This window comes from Vibrio fortis (assembly GCF_024347475.1).
GTDB lineage: Bacteria > Pseudomonadota > Gammaproteobacteria > Enterobacterales > Vibrionaceae > Vibrio > Vibrio fortis.
Window position 1 is genome coordinate 1,797,154 of the sequence record NZ_AP025487.1, and the last position, 21,012, is coordinate 1,818,165.

At 43.8% G+C, this 21,012-nt stretch carries 20 protein-coding genes; 7 read left to right on the forward strand and 13 right to left on the reverse strand.

From position 1 onward, the window contains the following. Positions 1–98 precede the first annotated feature (98 nt). Positions 99–1,274, forward strand: coding sequence for a formate-dependent phosphoribosylglycinamide formyltransferase (gene purT, locus OCV50_RS07755; RefSeq protein WP_261902678.1), 1,176 nt, complete (start codon positions 99–101; stop codon positions 1,272–1,274). Positions 1,275–1,385: 111 nt separating this feature from the next. Here purT and OCV50_RS07760 read toward each other — a convergent pair whose 3' ends face one another. After that, the gene (locus OCV50_RS07760; protein ID WP_261902679.1) at positions 1,386–2,039 is read right to left on the reverse strand and encodes a thiopurine S-methyltransferase; all 654 of its coding nucleotides are present in this window, start codon (positions 2,037–2,039) and stop codon (positions 1,386–1,388) included. Positions 2,040–2,318: 279 nt separating this feature from the next. Between OCV50_RS07760 and OCV50_RS07765 the strand changes: the two genes are divergently transcribed. Further along, entirely contained in the window at positions 2,319–3,092 is a 774-nt protein-coding gene (locus OCV50_RS07765; RefSeq protein WP_239842041.1) for a RelA/SpoT domain-containing protein, read from the forward strand. A 140-nt stretch (positions 3,093–3,232) separates the two neighbouring features. Here OCV50_RS07765 and ihfA read toward each other — a convergent pair whose 3' ends face one another. The 5 genes from ihfA to OCV50_RS07790 all read right to left on the reverse strand — a co-directional run bounded on the left by ihfA (position 3,233) and on the right by OCV50_RS07790 (position 9,026). Continuing rightward, complete coding sequence (gene ihfA, locus OCV50_RS07770; RefSeq protein ID WP_004734853.1) at positions 3,233–3,529, reverse strand: integration host factor subunit alpha; 297 nt, start codon at positions 3,527–3,529, stop codon at positions 3,233–3,235. A 409-nt stretch (positions 3,530–3,938) separates the two neighbouring features. After that, entirely contained in the window at positions 3,939–6,080 is a 2,142-nt protein-coding gene (locus OCV50_RS07775; protein WP_261902680.1) for a diguanylate cyclase domain-containing protein, read from the reverse strand. A 153-nt stretch (positions 6,081–6,233) separates the two neighbouring features. Then, positions 6,234–6,653, reverse strand: coding sequence for a hypothetical protein (locus OCV50_RS07780; RefSeq protein WP_261902681.1), 420 nt, complete (start codon positions 6,651–6,653; stop codon positions 6,234–6,236). A 299-nt stretch (positions 6,654–6,952) separates the two neighbouring features. Beyond that, positions 6,953–8,368, reverse strand: coding sequence for a sensor histidine kinase (locus OCV50_RS07785; protein ID WP_261902682.1), 1,416 nt, complete (start codon positions 8,366–8,368; stop codon positions 6,953–6,955). Continuing rightward, entirely contained in the window at positions 8,352–9,026 is a 675-nt protein-coding gene (locus OCV50_RS07790; RefSeq protein WP_261902683.1) for a response regulator transcription factor, read from the reverse strand. Before OCV50_RS07790 ends, OCV50_RS07785 begins: the two co-directional genes overlap by 17 nt. A gap of 209 nt (positions 9,027–9,235) precedes the next feature. Between OCV50_RS07790 and OCV50_RS07795 the strand changes: the two genes are divergently transcribed. Further along, positions 9,236–9,733 (forward strand): GlcG/HbpS family heme-binding protein, encoded by a 498-nt coding sequence (locus OCV50_RS07795; protein ID WP_261902684.1) that lies wholly within the window; start codon positions 9,236–9,238, stop codon positions 9,731–9,733. Between the two features lie 86 nt (positions 9,734–9,819). On the opposite strand, the gene OCV50_RS07800 is transcribed toward OCV50_RS07795, so the two are convergent. From OCV50_RS07800 to OCV50_RS07820, 5 genes are all read right to left on the reverse strand, one after another. Continuing rightward, positions 9,820–10,662, reverse strand: coding sequence for a metal ABC transporter permease (locus tag OCV50_RS07800; RefSeq protein WP_261902685.1), 843 nt, complete (start codon positions 10,660–10,662; stop codon positions 9,820–9,822). Position 10,663: 1 nt separating this feature from the next. Next, positions 10,664–11,584, reverse strand: coding sequence for a metal ABC transporter permease (locus OCV50_RS07805; RefSeq protein WP_315974643.1), 921 nt, complete (start codon positions 11,582–11,584; stop codon positions 10,664–10,666). Continuing rightward, positions 11,584–12,465 (reverse strand): manganese/iron ABC transporter ATP-binding protein, encoded by an 882-nt coding sequence (locus OCV50_RS07810; protein ID WP_261902687.1) that lies wholly within the window; start codon positions 12,463–12,465, stop codon positions 11,584–11,586. Before OCV50_RS07810 ends, OCV50_RS07805 begins: the two co-directional genes overlap by 1 nt. Before the next feature lie 62 nt (positions 12,466–12,527). Further along, a complete protein-coding gene (locus OCV50_RS07815) occupies positions 12,528–13,421 on the reverse strand; it encodes a metal ABC transporter substrate-binding protein (protein ID WP_261902688.1) in 894 nt (297 codons plus the stop codon). 319 nt (positions 13,422–13,740) lie between these two features. Beyond that, positions 13,741–15,657, reverse strand: coding sequence for a methyl-accepting chemotaxis protein (locus OCV50_RS07820; protein WP_261902689.1), 1,917 nt, complete (start codon positions 15,655–15,657; stop codon positions 13,741–13,743). 409 nt (positions 15,658–16,066) lie between these two features. Here OCV50_RS07820 and OCV50_RS07825 point away from each other — a divergent pair, with 409 nt between their 5' ends. Beyond that, a complete protein-coding gene (locus OCV50_RS07825) occupies positions 16,067–16,561 on the forward strand; it encodes a YcxB family protein (protein WP_261902690.1) in 495 nt (164 codons plus the stop codon). Positions 16,562–16,623: 62 nt separating this feature from the next. Further along, a complete protein-coding gene (locus OCV50_RS07830; RefSeq protein WP_261902691.1) occupies positions 16,624–17,349 on the forward strand; it encodes a metallophosphoesterase family protein in 726 nt (241 codons plus the stop codon). On the opposite strand, the gene OCV50_RS07835 is transcribed toward OCV50_RS07830, so the two are convergent. Further along, the gene (locus OCV50_RS07835) at positions 17,340–18,245 is read right to left on the reverse strand and encodes a LysR family transcriptional regulator (RefSeq protein WP_261902692.1); all 906 of its coding nucleotides are present in this window, start codon (positions 18,243–18,245) and stop codon (positions 17,340–17,342) included. The two genes, OCV50_RS07830 and OCV50_RS07835, sit on opposite strands and share 10 nt — an antisense overlap. Positions 18,246–18,370: 125 nt before the next feature. Between OCV50_RS07835 and accD the strand changes: the two genes are divergently transcribed. Continuing rightward, positions 18,371–19,231, forward strand: coding sequence for an acetyl-CoA carboxylase, carboxyltransferase subunit beta (gene accD / locus OCV50_RS07840; protein WP_261902693.1), 861 nt, complete (start codon positions 18,371–18,373; stop codon positions 19,229–19,231). A 26-nt stretch (positions 19,232–19,257) separates the two neighbouring features. Here the strand turns inward: accD and OCV50_RS07845 are convergent, their stop codons facing one another. Further along, positions 19,258–19,875 carry a LysE family translocator gene (locus OCV50_RS07845; RefSeq protein WP_261902694.1) on the reverse strand — a complete coding sequence of 206 codons (618 nt, stop codon included), beginning with the start codon at positions 19,873–19,875 and terminating at the stop codon, positions 19,258–19,260. Positions 19,876–19,989: 114 nt separating this feature from the next. Here OCV50_RS07845 and OCV50_RS07850 point away from each other — a divergent pair, with 114 nt between their 5' ends. Then, positions 19,990–20,976, forward strand: coding sequence for a GlxA family transcriptional regulator (locus OCV50_RS07850; protein ID WP_261902695.1), 987 nt, complete (start codon positions 19,990–19,992; stop codon positions 20,974–20,976). Positions 20,977–21,012: the final 36 nt, after the last annotated feature.

The window sequence follows — 21,012 nt, forward strand, 5'->3', positions numbered from 1 at the left end:
TTCACCAAAATCATTGCGCAAACGTTTGCTTTTGGGGTTGGAATAAGTATGATCACCCCGTTCTCAATTACTCGTTCAAAAGATCGGAAGGAATAACTATGTTTGGTACCGCCACTCGTGACAATGCTACTCGTGTACTTCTACTTGGCTCTGGTGAGCTTGGTAAAGAGGTCGCTATTGAGTGTCAACGTTTAGGTCTAGAAGTGATTGCATGTGATCGCTACCCAGATGCCCCTGCAATGCAAGTCGCTCATCGCAGTCATGTGTTAGACATGTTAGATGGCGATGCACTTGAAGCAATTATCGAGCTAGAAAAGCCGGATTACGTAGTACCTGAAATTGAAGCTATCGCCACCAATAAACTGGTTGAGTTGGAAGAGAAAGGCTTAAATGTCGTCCCTACAGCTAACGCAACCAAGCTAACGATGAATCGTGAAGGTATTCGTCGTCTTGCGGCGGAAGAGTTACAACTGATGACATCGCCATACCGCTTTGCCGATACATACGAAGATTTCGCAGCAGCAGTAGAGTTCGCAGGTACACCATGTGTGGTTAAGCCTGTAATGAGCTCTTCAGGCAAGGGGCAAAGCGTTATTAAAACAGAAGAAGACATTCAAAAAGCGTGGGATTACGCACAAGAAGGTGGTCGTACTGGCGCTGGGCGTGTGATTGTTGAAGGCTTCATCGACTTCGATTATGAGATCACTCTTCTCACTGTTCGTGCAGTGGACGGCGTTCACTTCTGTGCGCCAATTGGCCATCGCCAAGAAGACGGTGACTACCGCGAATCATGGCAACCACAAGTCATGTCTGACAATGCATTAAAAGCTGCACAATACACGGCCGGTAAAGTGGTTGACGCTCTAGGTGGTTACGGCATCTTTGGTGTTGAACTGTTCGTTAAAGGCGACCACGTTATCTTTAACGAAGTATCACCACGACCACATGACACCGGCCTAGTGACACTACTGTCGCAAGACTCTTCTGAATTTGCACTGCACGTACGCGCATTTACGGGCATGCCGATCAAGGGAATCACTCAATACGGACCATGTGCTTCTGCTGTTGTTCTTGGACAAGGCACTTCAACTAATATTCGTTTTGAAGGTTTAGAAAATGCGTTGAGCGCGCCTCAAACGCAGGTTCGCTTATTTGGTAAACCAGATATCAATGGCCGACGCCGCTTGGGTGTTGCTCTAACTCGTCGTAACAGCATTGAATCTGCGATTGAAGATGCTGTAGAGAGCGCTTCGAAGGTCAAAGTGATCTACTAATTTGTAAAGTAATTATGCTCGGTCGTTCATATTACTGAGTACAAAAAAGACGGGCTAATGTGCCCGTCTTTTCTTTTTCGACGTTAAGCTATGCGCAACTCGCTATTCGTCTTAACCCTGACACTCGATCAAGTAGACCTCTTCACTAAAGCGAGATAGACCTTTTTTAGCAATCTTAGGATGATCTTCATCCGCAATATCTTGATTCAATTGCGTAATCTTATAGCCAGAAAACAGTTGCTCGACTTCGTCTCTTGGTACACTAAACGGAGGGCCACTCATCTCTTCCTGAATATAATCTAAAGTGACCAGAAGAATCTTACCTCCGGGTTTCAATAGCTGCTTTAAACGCTCGACATACTGAACTCGCATCTCTTTCGGCAATGCCACTAAAGAAGCACGGTCGTAAATAGTATCAACGGCTTGAATTGGCGCTGTGAAGTAATCGCCTGTGTAGATACTCAGCTCATCAAACTGGTACAGCTCATGTTGACCATTAACCTGCGTCACCATCGGCGTATAAAAGTGTTCAGCGAAAAACGCGCGGACAGCTATTTGGCTTAGCTCAACGCCCTGCACTTCAGCATGCTTTGATGCCAACCACACTAAATCTTCACTCTTGCCACACAACGGGACAAAAACGCTCTTCTCATGACTAGGCTCGGTATGCTGCCAAAACTCAACTAGCAGTGGGTTTACATCTTCTAAGTGGAAACCGATTTGGTTTGCGGCCCATTTATTGTGCCAAAATTCAGGATTATTCATCTTTCGTTCATCTTGTTCAGTCATAATGCAAGGGTACAGGATAGACAGGTAAGAGCAACCTTGGCAGAGCTCAAAGTTCTTGAAAATGTGGAACTAACGCTTCTTTAATTTGTCTATATGTTCACATACTAAAACACGAGAAAACGTTAAGGTTGGTTTCTGTTCAAACGGCCCCATATAGTATGTAGAGACACCGAGTTTGAACAACAATTTGCTCTTAGCGTTACTGGTTACCCCTTTTAGTTTCACCGTTTTGTAACCTCGTATATTGGAGTTTGAATGAGTGTATTTCTCCGTACCACGGCACTAATGCTTCTTGTATTGAGCCGCGCGCCTGCATTCGCAGCAACTGTATCAACTAACTCAGCAGAACCAACTCGCACACCGGCACAAAACCAAGTGTCATCGAAAGTATTCCGTCACAGCCTAAGCGGCCTATATGGAATCAAAGCGTTCGATTCAAAACCAACTCAACCTTATACCGACTTCGACGTGCTTTACAGCAAATCACACCAAGCTCAAGCAGAGCTAGAAACAATCTGTAAAAGTACTGCCCTACTGACTAATTCTGAAGCGCTTTTTGCTGGCGTAAAATCTCAAGCTCGTGCTGAAGAAAAGATCGCTCTAGAACTCAACGGCGACGTGACTAGAATCACTGACCTTGCTCGTGCAACCATCATCGCTAACGATGTAGAGAGCCTGGTAGAAGTCTATGAAGCAGTAAGCCGTGAGGCGGATGTCGTTAAAGTGAAAAACAAATTTAAGTCTCCAGCCGATTCTGGTTACCGTGACCTTAACTTACTGGTTCGTTTACCAAAAACTAACATCATTGCAGAAGTTCAACTTCACCTAAAAGCTATCGCTGATGTGAAAAGTGGCCCAGAACATGAACTGTATGAGATCATTCAAGGCATTGAGCGCAACGCGTTAGCGCAAAACCGCCCTATTAACGATATTGAAGCGGCACAAATCAATAACCTAAGAAGCCAGTCTCTGGAGTTGTATCAGCAAGCTTGGCAGCCTTACATTACAACTCATATCAAAGCGGCATAAACACACTCATTAGTTAACTAATAACGTCCAATTCAATTAACGCAAAAGGCGGTCATCAAGACCGCCTTTTTAGTATTCATCATGCTTCAAAGATGCAACGAGACAAAAAAAGACCACGCTAGGCGTGGTCTATTGCTTGGCTACTTCTCGATTTTAATATTTTCAACGCGGGCTTTTAATTTTTGACCCGGTCTGAAAGTAACAACACGTCGAGCAGAGATTGGAATGTCTTCACCAGTTTTAGGGTTACGACCTGGACGCTCGTTTTTCTCGCGAAGATCAAAATTACCAAAACCTGACAGTTTTACCTGTTCGCCATTTTCTAGTGCTTTACGAACTTCTTCGAAAAACACTTCAACCGTTTCCTTGGCATCCCGTTTGCTGTATCCGAGTGTTTCAAACAGGTTCTCAGCCAAATCGGCCTTCGTGAGTGCCATAAAACTTTCCTCAAAGCTATGTTAAACCTTGCTACTATCGTCAGTAGCGCCGAAGCATTTACCCTATCCAATCAATGAGATAAGGCTGTTTACAAGGAAAGTGTATGCCAAGCTTCTGATTTTCGCCAACTTTTTTATTTGAACTCTTTAATTATTTATGCAAATCAAGAACATAACACTCTTAATTAAGTGGATATTAACCTAAAAAACATCTAACCACTGAACGCCAATCAGAACTAAACACCAATTTATTCTCACAATTAAGAATATAAAACTTAATTAGTACTTTTAGTCAAAACCGAGACTTTACGCTTATCCCCAATAAAATCAGCCACTTGATTTAACATTAATCTCAACAGAGATGATAATTCGAACACCGAATTTCATGCCATTAATGAGTCAGCAGAATTTAATTCGAATGCTCATATCGTAACAATCGATTACGTTGGTGTTTCTTAGCTTTGATTAATGCTCGTTCTCTGGTGAGAACTTGTTGTTCAAAGGTGACGATATCTTGCATATTTGATGATTCAAGCACTCCTATCGTACAAGTGACAAACTCTTCTGTGTTAGCCCCCAGATTCTCTATAGCACTACGTTTCAGATGTGCTTTAATCGCTTGTCCAACTTCGATGGCCTTATCCACTACCGGATGCGGAAACAGTATCGCAAACTCGTCCCCACCAATTCGAAATGCTTCGCCCTCTCCTCTAGATACATGACGAAGAACATCGGCTATTGTCACCAACAGATCATCCCCTTTCGCCATGCCGTAGTGGTTATTAAACGCCTTCAGATAGTCAACATCGAGTAGAACGGTAGCAATATCAAAGCCCGAACCATATCGGTTCATAAGTTCCTCTAAGTAAGGTCTCAAACCAAAGCGATTCTTCAAACCTGTTAAATGATCGGTTCGATAGATCTGCTCCATATACTGACGGTTATCTTCTAACTCTTGGCGTTGTAACTGATTTTTCAATGAAACAGCTATATAGTTCGCCAGTTGCATGACCACCTGAACATGAAAGTCTTTGTATGCATAACTCTCATTTTTCTGAACACTGATCACGCCCAAAGTCTCGCCACTAAAAATGACCGGCGTACAAATCACCGACATACCATTCTGAGCAGGCTTTTCGTCTTTGTTGACCCAAGTATTGTTTGCTGAACAACCATTGTCTAAGTACAACTCCAACTCCTGATCGCTACAGGTATCAAGCACCAAGGTCTCATTGTTCTTGAGTGTATAGATTCCAATTCTCGACACGCAATCGCACTCAACCTCAAACGCAGGTTGAAACTCACCCTCATCAAGCAAATATTTGTAATCGAGTACATCTCGATCTGCACGATATAAAGCCAAACTAAAGGCTGAGCATGGGACAATCTCACCTATGTGTTTAAACAGTTTAAGTACATCAGTTTGATGATCTTCTGTACTTGCGATCATCTGCCCTAATTCATTTAAATAACCGAGGTTGCGCGTGAACAGATCTGAGTTCTTAGCTTCTACTTGAACACGGGTATGCTCAAGAATGGAGTCGATATAACTAACTTCGTTATCTTTACTCTGATTAATTAAGGTTTGATAGGCTACACAAGCCTCGCGAAGAACCTGGCACTCTTGCTCCACTTCGCCAAGTTTCTCTAAACACTGTGCGAGTGTATTAAGCAATGACAGTTTTATACGAACATTGTCTGCCAAGCCTTTCGCTGCGAGGGACTTCTTACAGAACTTAGCGGTAAAATCATAATATCCACAACTCAATAGAAACTGCGCGTACTTATCGTAGAACTCAATACTCAAATAGGTATCTGCGTGCTGTTTAACTAGTTCAAAGCTCTCTTTATACGCCTCATATGCCTGCTTTCTTTGACCTTTCATCGACAAAATCAATGCGTAGTAGAAGCGACTGTAGGTGTAACCATGCCAGTTTTCATTGGATAGAGATAATTGAGAAGAGCGTTCAATCACTTCGAGTGCTTGATCGAGTTTATCGGTGTAAGCAAAAGCGATGGCTTGATTACACAACGCTAGCGATAAGTTAACCGGATTCGCTACATGCTTACTGTGCTCCAAAGCAAGTTCACTGTGTTCTAGTGCTTTGGAATACTGTTCTAGATCGATATAAATACCACCTAGGTTAATATTCAAAAACAGCCCTAGCTTATGATCTGAACCTCTTCGAAGGGCTTCAGCTGCTTTGAAGTAGTCGAGTGAGCGATAAAATTGTCCTTTGGACGCATATATGGTTCCAAGATAGACATTAGCGTATGCGAGTAGAATGTCGTTATCAGTCTCCGACTCTAAACGTTCCAAAAAAACCATAAACCGGTTTACGGCTTCATCAAGTCGATCACAGCGAAACGCCTCAACAGCCTTTAAATACTGACTATAAACCTCATTCAGCTCAACACTGTAACGTCGCTCTATATCCTTCAACTGTTGGTGAGCGTCTTCAATCGCATCGATACTACGATCGCCACGAAGTTGGGTTAGCAGAGTCATCGCTTCTAGCTCGGCTCGGGATGTATTTGGATTGTCTTGCATCAGATTCAGTCGCCAAACGAATTTATTAACATAGCATACCGAAAAATTACAAAAAGACCACTAACCGAGCTTCCTACACTTCTAAAAACGAAAAAGGCCTCGCACACCGCGAGGCCTTCGATTTCAATTACGCTAAAGCAACTTACTCATACGCTACTTAGATAACGTATCTCTAAACAAGTCTTGGTCGAGTTCCAACTTTTTCAAACAAGGGCCGATATCATCAAGCTTATCTAGGTGTGTTGTTACATGAGAGGTTACAAGGCACATAGCGTAAAATTGCGAATACTCATCCACCTCGTCAAATGTCTTGTTCGGAAGCTTCTTCTCAACTTTTGCTACGCAAAAATCATCGTTTTCTTCCATTTCACTAATACATTGCTGCTGCGTTATATCAAAGCACGCCAAATACTCTGGTTGTACACAAAATAGATCGTTTCCATTTGTATGCAATTTATCGAGGGTTGTCTCAGCTACCATTTCTTTGATTATATTATTTTTCTTCGGTTTTTCAGCCGTTGTAACACAACCACTTAAAAACACAGCCAACGTCACTGCTATATAGAACTTCATTCTTACCTTTCTTTTTTGAATTATTGTCACTTAACAAGTAAGGATATGCGCGATCAGCCAAATCAAAGATATGTCATCATGAGCAAATAATTATAAATCACCTTACTATTCAAGAGATTGTACATAAATACCTAGCCATTGATAAATATTTAATAAGTAAAATCAATAAAACAAAATGAAAGACATAAATTCAACAAATAATATAAGTAATCAGTAAAACCATAGATGATCTTCTAGCCCTGCGAAATCAAGTAATCCGTATCGTGCTTTAATTTCGTTCTACTTGTGTTCAAACAAAACTACAGCGAAATAGTAAAAGTGCTTCCCTCGCCTACTGTGGACTCGACAGTTAAGTCGCCACCGAGGTTCTCAACCATAGCCAAAGCGAGGGAGAGGCCTAGCCCGTAGCCTTGTACATTACTTCTACTACTATCGACTCGATACAAGCGCTCAAAAATCAAGGCTTGAAATTTAGGGTCGATACCGATGCCCGTGTCTTGAACTGAAATGCTCACCGAATCATTGCCCACTCGTTCAGCAATCAATGTGATATGGCCATTTGGTTCAGTATATTTAATCGCATTATCCAGTAAGTTAACCAACACCTGCGTCAACTTATCTGGGTCCGATTGAAGGCTCAACTCGATTGGCGCATCGACAATCAACGTAATCTCTTTGTCTTCGGCGACGTCTTCATACCAACTCACAACATTACGAATAACGTCAGATACATTAGTTTCCGTTTTCTGCGGTATGCGCTTGCCCGTAAGTTCATCGTTTAGCTTCATCAAAGCTGTCAACATATTGCTCGCTTGTGTTGCATGCTCGGCACAGTCGGCTAGCGCTTCCTTCATTGAGCGCTGATCGCCATTATTAATCAAGGCGGTTTGAGAGGCTAAGGTGATGCGTGAAAGAGGTGTACGAATATCGTGAGCAATAGCATCAACCGTAGTATTCAAGGCCGTTGTAACATGGTGGAGTCTCGCCACTGAACTGCGGACACTTGAACTGATCACCTCTAACCCTTGTGCTGGCTCTGTGTCGATATCTTTAAGCTCCAGCTGCCCTTTCTGGAGTTGGTCTAGCAAGTCACCCAATGTGATCAGCGGAGACATAGCGTTTTGGATAATTTTACGAGTAAAGACTGCCGTTACGATCAACAAAGTCACAAGTGCATAGAGTGTCATTAACCATTGATTAAACGCGACATGATCTCTAGCTCGATTGTCCAATACCAACCAAAAGTCGTAATCTTCACCTGTCATTCTAAGCGACATGTAGGGACTAACAACAAAGCTCTCGAGCCACATTTTTGAATCGTCAATCTGATACTCTAGAAGTGAACGGACAGAATCGCCTCCACTCAAGTTCGATAAGCTATTTGATACATTTGTGTCGCCCGCAACAAACATAGCTTCATTTGTTCTTTGATTGTTCACAACATAGGCCGCAATATTATTCTCTATAAGTCGATGCGGATTGGCTTCCAGTACATGAATCAGTCTCTCAGGCGAATCGTAGGTCAAGATTCGTTGATATTCAGCCGACATTGAGGTCATGATCTTCTTTTCGGTTTGGTAAAGATCGAAAAAGAAAATTGCCCCGACGATCAGTTCAACCAGCAACAAGCAGAGTAATAGCGTCGCCATAAGTCGCAGTAACAGATGATTTTTAGCTTTCGCCAAAGCCTGTTCGATATTACGACTTGAGGACATAGCCGACACCTCTCAATGTGTGAATCAGTGGTGTTGAAAACCCTTTATCTACTTTGCTTCGCAAGCGACACACCAGAACATCAACAACGTTCGTTTGTGGGTCGAATTGATGTCCCCATACGTGTTCTAAAATGGCGGTTTTAGACATTACCGCTTCTGGGTTCTCAAGAAGTAGCTTCATCAACATAAACTCACGTTGATTGATAGTAATCGTCTGTTGGTCACGACATAGGGTGTGTTTGATGAGGTCAAGACTAAGAGGACCATACTCAAGCGACAAAGCCTGAGTTACAGGTTGTTTTCCGCGACGTGTTAAAGTCTGACAACGAGCTATAAGCTCAGGGAAAGCAAAGGGTTTTACTAAGTAGTCATCCGCTCCCGACTGTAGTCCCTGTACACGCTCTTCTACTGAATGCTTTGCACTTAGAATAATCACTGGCGTTGCGTAACCTTGCCCTCTTAGCTCAGCCAATACCTCAAAACCATCTTTTTTTGGCAACATAATATCGAGAATAATGACGTCAAACTCTTCAGTCATCGCTTCATGCAGACCATCAATGCCATCTTTCGCATGAGTTACGCTAATCCCTTGTTGTTGAAAGCCATTCACCAAAAATTTGGCGATATGAAGATCGTCTTCAATCAATAGTATTTTCATTAACGTCCATTTATCCATTAGCCTCGTTCTCAATACACTCTATCAACATCCTTTCTCGAATATAACCAAGATTACAACTTTGTAATGTTTCGGAAAGGCTGCCGCAATTATGTGTTCGTTAGTATGACCATGTTGATTAAAAACACCTTGTTGTCGAAACACAGGTACTTAAACAAATCCAAACAAAAATATGTATTAACGGAGTAAACATGAAAACAATGACACGAACTTTTATCGCCGCAACCTTCGCTTCTTTTGGTATCTCTAACTTTGCATTGGCAACGGAAACTCAAACCGTATCTGTTACACAAATCTCTTCTAAAGCAGCATTCCAACTGGCTCAAGAAGCGGTAAATCAATGTGAGGCAGACGGTTACAAGGTTTCAGCAACCGTTGTTGATTTGTCGGGAAACGTGATTGCTCAATTACGCTCGGATGGTGCTGGTATCCACACGCTAGACAGCTCGCGTAAGAAAGCCTTCACCGTTGCCAGCATGAAACAGCCATCTGGTAATTTGATGAAGCTCATCGCTGATAAACCTATCATGCAGCCTCTACAGAACATGGATGAGAATCTACTGTTCTTGGCGGGTGGTGTTCCAGTACAACTGAATAACGCTATGATTGGTGCTATTGGTGTCGGCGGCGCACCGGGCGGACATTTAGATGTTGCTTGTGCTGACAAAGCAATTAAGAAGTTCTTTTAATCACAGCTTTCTAGAACCTCTTCATAAACAAAAAGCGCTCTAGTGTGAGCGCTTTTGACGATGTACGGTTTCATACTCCGACCAGGTTATGCCGTCGTTGTACGGAGCTTTTGCGACTGCTTCTTAGTAATCGAGATACGTCGTACAAGTGCAATAACAAACACTAAGCTTTGAATCAGAACGATTGTTGGGGCTGGTGCACTATCGATATGGAAACTTAAGTACGCGCCTAACACCATAGTCGTTAGGTTCACTAAACACGCAATCCACAGCATGCTTGAAAAACGCTTCACCAACAGAAACGCTATCGCGCCTGGGGCAATCAACAAGCTAATCGCTAAGATAAGTCCAATCGCACTCAGCGTCGCAACAATCGTCAGCGAAAGAAACGTCAGCAAGGTGTAATGCAGCACGGTCACATTTAAGCCGCTCACTTTAGCTTGAACTTCGTCAAAGGAGTGCAACAGGAAATCTTTCCAGAACAATACAATACCAAGAACAACCACCGCTGAGATGATTGCTGCGGTACTTAGCTCTTTTGCATCGACGCCTAACATATTGCCAAACAAGATATGATCTAAGTGCGCGTGAGTATCTAACGCTACATAAAGAACAATCCCTAGCGCGAACATGCCAGAGAACACCACACCCATCACCGTGTCGTGTTTTACTCTTGAGTTTTCAGCTAAAAAACCTGTAAGGAAGCTGCATAACATGCCCGCCAGAAATGCCCCAAGCAATAACGGCAAACCTGTTACATACGCTAGAACAATGCCCGGAAGTACCGCGTGACTCACGGCATCCCCCATTAGCGCCCACCCTTTCATCACCAAAAAGCAAGAAAGAAGCGCAGTCGGCAGAGCAATAATCAGACAGATAAGAAAAGCGTTCTGCATGAAGGGGAATTGGAATGGCAACAACAAATCCATACTAATACTCCTTTACCAAAGACGTGTGCTCAAGTGGCGAATCAGAAGAAGTGAGCTCGTCTGCTCTTGGGCTCTTTACTCGTGCTTTTTTCGCCCTTAAGTGTACAGCCAGATAACCATGCTTGGGAGCAAAGAAAAACGCAAAAAGGAAGATAACGGTTTGCAAGCAAATGATAATGCCACCTGTCGCTCCATCTAAGAAGAAACTAATGTAAGCACCTGCAAAACTCGTGCTGCTACCAATAATGACGGACACCAAAATCAGTCGAGGGAAACGGTCACACAGCAGGTATGCCGTTGCACCCGGCGTCACCACCATAGCAATAACCAACAGCGCACCCACCGTTTGCATCGCGGCAACAATCGATGCAGATAAAAGAGTAAAGAAGATCGCCTTTAAAACGCCCGGATTAAGCCCTATTGAACGCGCGTGGTTCTCATCGAAGAATGTCACCATAAGATCTTTCCACTTCGCCAATAGAACCACCAGCGTGACCACACCAATAACGACGAGCTGAAGAGTATCTTCTGGCGTAATCGCGAGAATGTTACCCATGGTGATGGTTTGAACACTGACAGAGATAGGATTGATGGAGATAAGGAAAAGACCAAGTGCGAAAAATGAAGTGAAGACTAAGCCGATGATCACATCGATTTTCAAGCCCGAGCGTTCAGACAAGAACAGCATAGTGCCTGCCGCTATCCCACCAGAGATAAAGGCACCAAAAGCGAATGGAAGTCCAATCATATAAGCCAATGCGACACCCGGTACAACCGCATGTCCCAGAGCATCCCCGATTAAGGACCACCCTTTAAGCATCAGATACGCAGAGAGAAATGCACACACGCCACCAACTAAGGCAGACACCCACATGGCGTTAGTCATATAACCGTAATTGAATGGCTGTAACAAAAGCTCAATCATAATTGAGGCTCCGTCTTTTTCGCTGTTAACGCCTTGCCATCATACTGAATGAATGGTCTTTCATCGTCCGTAAGTATGGTCAGTTCCCTCGTATCTTCATCGTGATGAAGTGCATTACCACCTAATTTGAAGTGTCTTAGTGAACCACCAAATACGCGCTGGAGGTTTTCCTCTGTGTAAGTCGTTTCAATTGGACCAGAGGCCAGAACCGTTTTGTTGACCATGATGGTTCTATCGCAGAATTCAGGCACAGAGCCAAGATTATGCGTCGATACCAGCATTACATGCCCTTCATCGCGAAGCGATTTAAGCAGGTCGATGATTTGATGCTCAGTTTTTACATCAACACCGGTAAAGGGTTCATCCAACAGAATCACTTTTGCTTCTTGTGCTAGTGCTCTCGCCAAGAACACGCGCTTCTTCTGCCCTCCAGATAGCTCTCCGATTTGACGCTTTCTAAACTCCAGCATATTGACACGTTCAAGAGCTAGGTCGACAGCAAGATGATCAACATCTTTGGGTCTGCGAAGCCAGTTCATGTGACCGTAACGCCCCATCATGACCACTTCTTCAACCAAAACAGGAAAGCTCCAGTCAATCTCCTCTGACTGAGGCACATAAGACACCATGTTACTTTTGAGCGCTTTTTTAACGCTTTCCCCCAATATTTGGATCTGCCCTTTGGACATAGGAACAAAGCCCATGATTGCCTTAAAAAGAGTCGACTTTCCTGCTCCATTCACACCAACCAGTGCCGTCACTGACCCTTGCGGTACGGTAAAGTCCGCATCATAAAGGGCTGTATAACCGTTCCGATAAGTAACCGTTACATCGCTGACTGAAATACCAAGGTGTTCCTCATTTTTAACATCACTCATAACAGATGCTTTACTCCCAATATCGGTTGAATTCATTGTGTCAAATATCGTGGAAATATGTCTTAGTTCGTCGCAGTCAGACCATTTGCTACAGTAGTCGACGTCACTTTTAACAAATCTAGATAAGTGGGAACCGGACCATCAGCAGTTGATAGCGAATCGACAAACAGCTCACCGCCATACTGGGCACCGGTATCTCTTGCCACTTGTTTTGCTGGAGAGGTATTGACGGTTGATTCACAAAATACGACAGGGATATGGTTTTGTTTTACGCCATCGATAACTGAACGTACTTGCTGCGGTGTACCGACTTGATCTGCGTTCATTGGCCATAGATACAGTTCTCTCAAGCCGAAATCCTTAGCAAGGTAGCTAAACGCCCCTTCGCATGTGACTAGCCAGCGATTACTGTCAGGGATCTGAGCGATCTGGTCTTTTAGAGGTTCGATGGTTGCTCTGAGTTTGGCTTTGTAAGCAGCTGCGTTCTTTACATAAATCGCCGCGTTGTTTGGGTCGTGCTCAGCGAATGCTTCTACGATGTTATCGATATAGATAAGTGCATTATCTAAGCCCATCCAAGCATGAGGGTTTGGCTTACCTTCATAAGAACCAGAAGCGATTGGAATTGGATTGATTCCTTTGGTCAGCGTTACCGCCGGAACGTCCTTCATATTTGAGAGAAATTGCTCAAACCACAACTCAAGATTCATCCCATTCCACAAAATAAGATCAGCATCAGATGCGCGAACAATGTCTTTCGGCGTTGGCTCGTAACCATGAATCTCAGCACCAGGCTTAGTGACAGACACGATCTCAGCGGCATCCCCTGCTACATTTGAAGCCATATCAGCTAAGACCGTGAATGTAGTCACTACCTTCATTTTGTCACCAGCAGCATTTACCAATGGTGATATCGCCAACAATAGTGATGACACAGCCAATGCCAATTTCTTCATATCCTTCCCCTTGATAATGAGACGTTCTAATACTGTGTAAACACACCAGCACTTTGCGAGTGATTCGCATTTACAATACATATTAATGCGAACAATTCTCATTATCAACGTTATTTTATTTTGGGAAGACTATTTACGGACTTGTACTGTGTGTGACTACGAGAGAAAGGTCATGTTTGAATAGCAATCGAGCCCAAGCTAGGATTTAAATCACTCTGCATACTGCTTCAAAAACAACGTCACGGATCAAAAAGAGCCATCACACAAATCATTGAGTGATGGCTCTTATCAGCTTTTGGTTGTTATTTTTACAATCGTGTTAGCGGTTTGACTCTTCGACTTTAAATTTGCTCATTAGGTCATCAAGCCTGTTATTCACCTCAACAAGCTTGGCTGCACCTTCATCCATCTCAATACCTGATGCTTTGAGTGCAACAACGATATCGTTGATCTGATTGGTATTACGGCCAATTTCATGGGTCACACTGCTCTGCTCTTCTGCGGACGTCGCAATCTGCATGCTCGCATCGTTAATCTCGGTGATATGTACAGACACTTCGGCCACACTCGCCTCTAAACCATTGGTACTCTCTTCCGTATCATTACATCGAGCCTTGGTGCTCTCCATCGCTTCAACCATGGTTTTACTGCCAACCAAGAGTTCATTCAGTGCTTTTTCAATCTCTTCGGTGCTGGTTTTAGTACGCCCCGCTAAGTTTCTTACTTCGTCTGCAACCACGGCAAAGCCTCTGCCCTGCTCGCCCGCGCGCGCAGCTTCAATTGCAGCGTTAAGAGCTAATAGATTGGTTTGTTCTGCGATATCGCTGATGACCGTTAAGATAGAATAAATACTCTCTGATTTGAGATTCATGTCTTGAACACGTTCCATCGCAGTATCAATATCTGATCTCAACTCAACCATACTCTCTTTAGAGCGCTCGATGGTAGCGATTGAAGCATGGCCGAGAGACTCAGCTTTCTGCGTCAGTTGAGCCGTTTGAGACGCACTCAGTGCCACAGCTTCCGCAGTAGAGTTCATCTCTACAATCGCAGTGGCAACTTGTTCAGTCTCTGCAGCGTGGTCAGTCAATCTTTCCGCACTCACACGTGACTGCTCTGATAGATTAGCCGTTCTGCTTTTTAGTTCTGATGAAAGTAACTTAACCTCAAGCACCATATCTTGCAGTTGAGAAACGAAGCCATTGATTCCTTTAGCAATTCGACCTAAATCATCATTGGAGTTCTCCGGTAAGCGCTTTGTTAAATCGCCATTACCTTGCGCCAAACCCTCTACCAAATCTCGTAATGCTAAAACAGGGCGGTATAAGTAGTTAAATACAGCAGTCAGAATCAAAACAGTAAACAAAATGACTAACAAGACACTAACGATTTTCTCTTGGCGCAGATCGTAAAGTTCAGCGAAAGCAACTGACTCATCAACACGAATCGCGAAGTACCATGTTTTGTCCGCCACCTTAAAGGCATTCGAGAAAAGCAGTTTACCCGTACCATTAAACTCGTACTCTTGAAGTGCAGACGGCTGGCTCACTGCGTTAAGAGCCACGCTACCAAACCCGTCTAGCTCCGACGCCTTAACACCATTTTTGATTTCCGGTGAAGAAGAAGCCAGTACGGTCGTGTTTTGATCCATCATGATCGCCACAGCTCCAGGAATATCAGACACCTGTTTTACTACTTCGTTAAGGTAGTCCAACGTTAAATCGGAAGACAATGTGCCATCAAATGCTTTCTGTACAAAGCTGATCCATATGACGCCATCGCTCGCAATGTAAGGTTCTGTAACCGACACGCCAGCCTGTCTTTGCGCCAGTAAGTACCACTCTCGCGTTGTAACGTCACCCTCATATTTATGGTTTGGCCAAGTATTGGCGCTCTGATTCCAGTAACCATCGCCATTATCTAATGAGATAACTACACTGCCGATGTCCATTGCTTTGGCCAGTATTTGAGTTTGTTCTACGTAATTTAAGGGGAAAGGCTTGTTGTTATAGTGGTTGGCAATGCTTGAAACGCTGGATGCCTTTTGAGCGAAGTATTGCTCGACGGTGAGAGATTGTTGCTTGGTATAATCCGTGAAATACCGCTCTACATCCCTAATCACGAACTCTTCTGTTTGTTTGTATCCATAGAGCTCGCTCGCCATTAATAACACCGTCATTAACAAGGCAACGGAACCTAACAGAATTCCCTTAAAACCCAGACTTCCTTTTCTCATATACATCTCCCGACCTAGAGTACTGACCTGATTACTGCGGACTCTATAAATCATTCACAGAACCAATACCATTTCGGTTATAACACAACATAGATAAATAAAACTATCAGTAAGAGTGTGAAGGTTTTATGACAATAACGAAGAGAGTGATCTAGAGTCACATTTTGACAGATATTCAGATGAGCCCCCCTATAAAGAAGGCTTGCGGATCATAAGAAACGGCTAAACAAGCTCCGTAATTTATCGGGCTATCGTTGGTTATCCCCACCCACTGAAAAAGAGTAACTCGCTTCTTAGAAGTATCGATTTACAAAAGAGGGACAAAATCACTAAGGAAAGCGAATAAGAAGAGATACACTACCTCTATTGCAAAACCATCAATCCACTAAGAACTTTAAAGTAGCTACACATGTCTAAAGAACCCGGTTTCACCACAGAGTACACGCTCGACAAAACTTTCTTTGCTGAGTGTTATGACCAAACGAGCGTCCCTGTCCAGTTTCCTAAAGCCTATTTGAAGGCGTTCCTGTTCCTTATCTTTGGCGTGGTTCTATTAGAGTTTGAACTACTTCCAAGCGGCTATGTTGGTTGGTTCTTTATTGTGCTGAGTGTCATTGAAGCATTCAGTGTCTACTGCAAAAGAACATGGTGGTTGTGGCGACAAAGAATCAGCTCAGGCGCGGGAAGCAAAGTGATCTTTTCAGGTGACGAAAACGGCGTGAGTTACAAAAACTACAAAACCACGAACACCATCAAGTGGAGCCAAATCGACGAGCTTGAACAGACAGACCTAGGCTTAATCATCCATATTGGTAAACAACGTCAATACGTGAGTAAGTCGTGCTTAAATGATGAAGCAATTACCTTCATGTTTGAACAACACACAGCTGCCAAAGCAAATTGATCTAAATCTGCGCCTGCCTATCGGTAGGTGCTCTTCTTCATTGTCATGACTGGACTATAACAATGACTATCGTATACCAAATCAGTGACTGTCACCTATCCGATGAATCCAGCTATGAAAACCTACGCCGAGCATTGGAATACGCTGACAGCGATCCTGACTGCACAGCGATTTTTCTAACCGGTGATATTTGCTGTAACCCACAGTTAGGCGACTACATTCGGCTAGAAGCGTTCATAAAACAGTATATTGGAAACAAGCCAATTTACGCGATTGCAGGCAATCATGACGACTCTTCATTAATGCGCGCAGAATTAAAAGGCTCAACGATTTGCGTTACCAACAAAGCCACTGTTTGTGGGCGAGAGTTTGTGTTTCTCGACTCGAGCTTCAAACCGCTCGATAACCAACATCCACTAGGTTCAGGACGTATTGATAACCGTGGCATGGCGCAGCTTAAAAAGCATCTTAGAAAGTCTCACCATCCGATCGTCGTCGTCCACCACCCTGTTATCCCCGTTGGTGCCGAATGGATGAAGGCGATTCGCCTAGAGAATGATACAACGGTGATGAAAGTGCTTACGCAGTATCAAGTCCGTGACGTTATCTGTGGACACGGCCATGACGGCATTACAACCACACACTTGGACGTAACTCAGTACATGGCCCCAGCAACAGCCTATGGATTTGACCACTCAATCGATGAATACAATCGCAGTGAGAAAATTGGATTAGGTAAAATCTCGCTCTCTGCAAACTCTGTCGATTACCAAGCAATCTATTTGTAGTCATTCTGGCCTGCATAACTATGTAGATGCTCGATAAACGCAGGAACTTTCTTCGCTATATGCTTTCTTGATGCGTAGAAGGCGTACAAAACTAAGTCTTCGGGTTGATATTCCAACTCAATGACTTCTAGATCTCCTGCGTTAATCTTTTCCTCACACAGTTCGGCTGGCAGGATTGCAAAACCCAAACCCGCTAGTCCACCAGCCATAGCAAGTTGCCCGCTATTGACCTTAAATGCTGACTTTACTCGCTGTGTTACCAGTTCACCTTTGTCATTTTTAAACACCCAAGGCGTGCCGTTGAGAGCGGTAAAACTAGTGATACAAGGTACGTGTTTTAGGTCTGTAATCTTCTCTGGTTTGGTGCAGGTTTGCAGAAGCTTAGGTGATGCGACAACAACACTCGACCAGCGTTTAATCTCTTTGGCTATCCAGTTGTTATCATCAAGCTTTCCTCGGTGGAAACTCAAAATCACATCGAAGCCATCCAAAAAGTCCTCTTTAGGGCTGATACTAGTGTCACAGCACAACGAAATCGAAGGATACTTTGTGCAAAAGGACACGACTGCTTGGGCAAGCTCCGGAGAATCTGGCATCAAAATATTGAGCTGCCCCATTACCTCATGTGATTGTTGCGTTACTTCTTCGAGTGCGTCGCTAAGCTTGTCCAACAATGGTTGAGTGCGTAGATAGAGTTGTTCGCCGACTTCGGTTGGCGCGATGCGACGAGTGGTTCGTTCGAATAATCGAGTATCCAGTTGCTCTTCCAATAACGCGATGTGGCGACTGACATTTGAAGTTGGCAAACACAGGAACTCCGCTGCGCGTTTAAAGCTATTGTTCTCGTAGACACAGTGAAAGGTCTTAAGCCATTGTTGATCAATTTTATCTAGCACCTTGTTATTTCACCCCTAAAACAATCCCAAAAAGTTGGATTATAAAACCAATACTAGACACTTTATTACCAAAAATTGGCTTATACAATATTCATCATTCAAAGCATTGATAACAAGGTTTATGTATGAGCTGGCTAGAAAAACTATTAAATAAGAAGAACTTAATCAGTACTCACAAAGCTTCAATCCCTGAAGGCATTTGGACTAAGTGCCCGAGCTGCGACCAAGTCTTGTATCGTATCGCACTCACAGAGAATTTAGAGGTGTGCCCTAAGTGTAATCACCACATGCGAATGTCAGCACGAAATCGACTAGAGAGCTTTTTGGACAAAGGCGAACATACGGAGCTAGGCAAACAATTTCTGCCACAAGATCTACTCAATTTCAAAGACAAAAAGCGCTACACAGAACGTCTAACACTTGCTCACAAGAACACTGGCGAAAGTGACGCACTGGTTGCGATGCAAGGTGAGCTATTAGGGCTACCTATTATCGCCTGCGCTTTTGAGTTTTCATTTATGGCTGGCTCAATGGGTTCGGTTGTTGGTGCACGTTTTGTGGAGGCAGTCGACACAGCAATTAAAACCAATTGTGGTTTAGTCTGCTTTTCCGCTTGTGGAGGTGCACGCATGCAAGAATCACTAATGGCATTAATGCAAATGGCAAAAACCAGCGCCGCGCTAAAACGTCTGTCTGACGCAAAACTTCCCTACATTTCAGTACTCACTGACCAAACCTTCGGTGGTGTATCCGCAAGCTTGGCAATGCTTGGCGACATTAACATCGGTGAGCCCAAAGCGCGCATTGGTTTTGCAGGCCGCAGAGTAATCGAACAAACCGTTCGTGAAAAGTTACCCGAAGATTTCCAACAGAGTGAATTTCTACTAGAGCACGGCGCACTCGACATGATTGTAGAAAGGCATGACATGCGAGAACGCGTTGCTAGACTCATCGCGATGATGACGAATAGGCAGATTCAAAGGTAGATGCTTTGCGTATTCTAAATTACTCCTCAAGACAAGCTCTTCACTATCGCCATCACACCCATTGCTAAGAAAAGTGCGCCGCAACATTGGTTGAATACGCGGCCATTTTTTAGGAGCATCACCTTGACCTTATCTGCGACTCTCGCAACGCCGAACTCAACCGCAAATTCAATGCACAGAAAGGTCACTGTAATCACTACGAACTGAGGGAAAAAGGCCTTGTTCGGGTCGATGAACTGAGCCAAAAACGCGGTAAAGAATAGCAACACCTTTGGGTTGGATAATGCGGCAAAGTACCCTTGCTTGAAGAGCTGTCGCGGTAAGAGTATGACCGCTTCAGCTTTGTCTTCAACATCAACGCTCGGCGCATAGAATAGCTTCAGACCCAAGAACCCGAGGTAAAGTGCGCCTAACCATTGAAGAACAATCATCAGCTCTGGTTCAGCTTCTAATAACGTGCCTAACCCAAGCATGGCTATGGTGATTAATAAAAAGAAGCCACAAACGCCACCATAAATCGTCCATAGGGTCTTCTTGTAACCAAACTGAGCACCATGACTGAGCGCCAATAAAGAGTTAGGACCAGGAATACACGCTAACCCAAAAGCAGACAAAATAAACAAACACCACACTTCAAACGTCATAACTAACCTTCAATAAGATAACTGAATCTGTCGCTAGTATGTGTCGAAAAGCAAATTGATAACGGAAATATATGGACGTAAAATATGACTATATAGACATTCGAGATCACTGCTATGGACGAATCTAAGAGCGTCAGGTTTCTATTAATCCCGTTAGACAACTTCAATATGTTTCCCTTTGGAGCATTTCTAGACAAACTACGCTTCTCCGCCGATGACGCGGATCTTAGTCAGCAACGTTACTGTTCGTGGCAGGTCATGTCTCATACTCAAGGAGTCGTAACGTCTAGCAGCAATATTCCAGTCACGGTTGAGCACACTCCTGAGACAATTGAGCTAAAGGACGTTGATTATGTGGTCCTGTTTGGCAGCCGAACGGCTCAAGACTCACAACAACAAGCTCCTTTGTATCGCTCATTTTTTAAAAAGGTCGTATCAGCTGGCATCAAGATCGTGAGCATCGACAATGCCTGTTTTACCCTCGCTGAGTTAGGGTTACTAAACAACCACCAAGTCGTGGTTCACTGGCGACATCATCATGAATTTAAAGCGAACTATCCTAAGGTGGTGGTGCGTGATGAGCAGTTGTATCACTTCGACAAAAAACTCATCAGCTGTACAGGCGGCGGCGCGACTATCGATCTTCTTATCGCGATCTTGCAAGATCATGTTGGCCAGATTAGAGCTGAAAAAGGGCTAGCTGATATGCTGGTCGACGAAAGCCGTAGTAATCATCACCGATTAAAATCATCTCAGCACGGCAGTTACCAAAACCGTCATGTCGATCGCACGATTTCATTAATGCAGGAACATTTAGGACTGAGCACCAACATTGATGATATTGGTGGCCTGATTGGAGTGAGTCGTCGCCAACTAGACCGACTCTTCCAACAACAGTTTGGTATGTCTGCTCACCAATATTGGCAAGAGTTGCGCCTACAACACGTACATTGGCGACTCATACACTCCGGCCATAGCTTGATACAACTAGCAGATGAAATCGGTGTGAAAGACACCAGTTACCTGTGCAAGATTTTCCGAAAAAGATTTGGGATGACGCCAAATCAGTGTCGTCGTAATTCTTTGAAACCAAAACAATAAAAACACCCTGCCGACTCTTAATCTAACAGGGTGTTG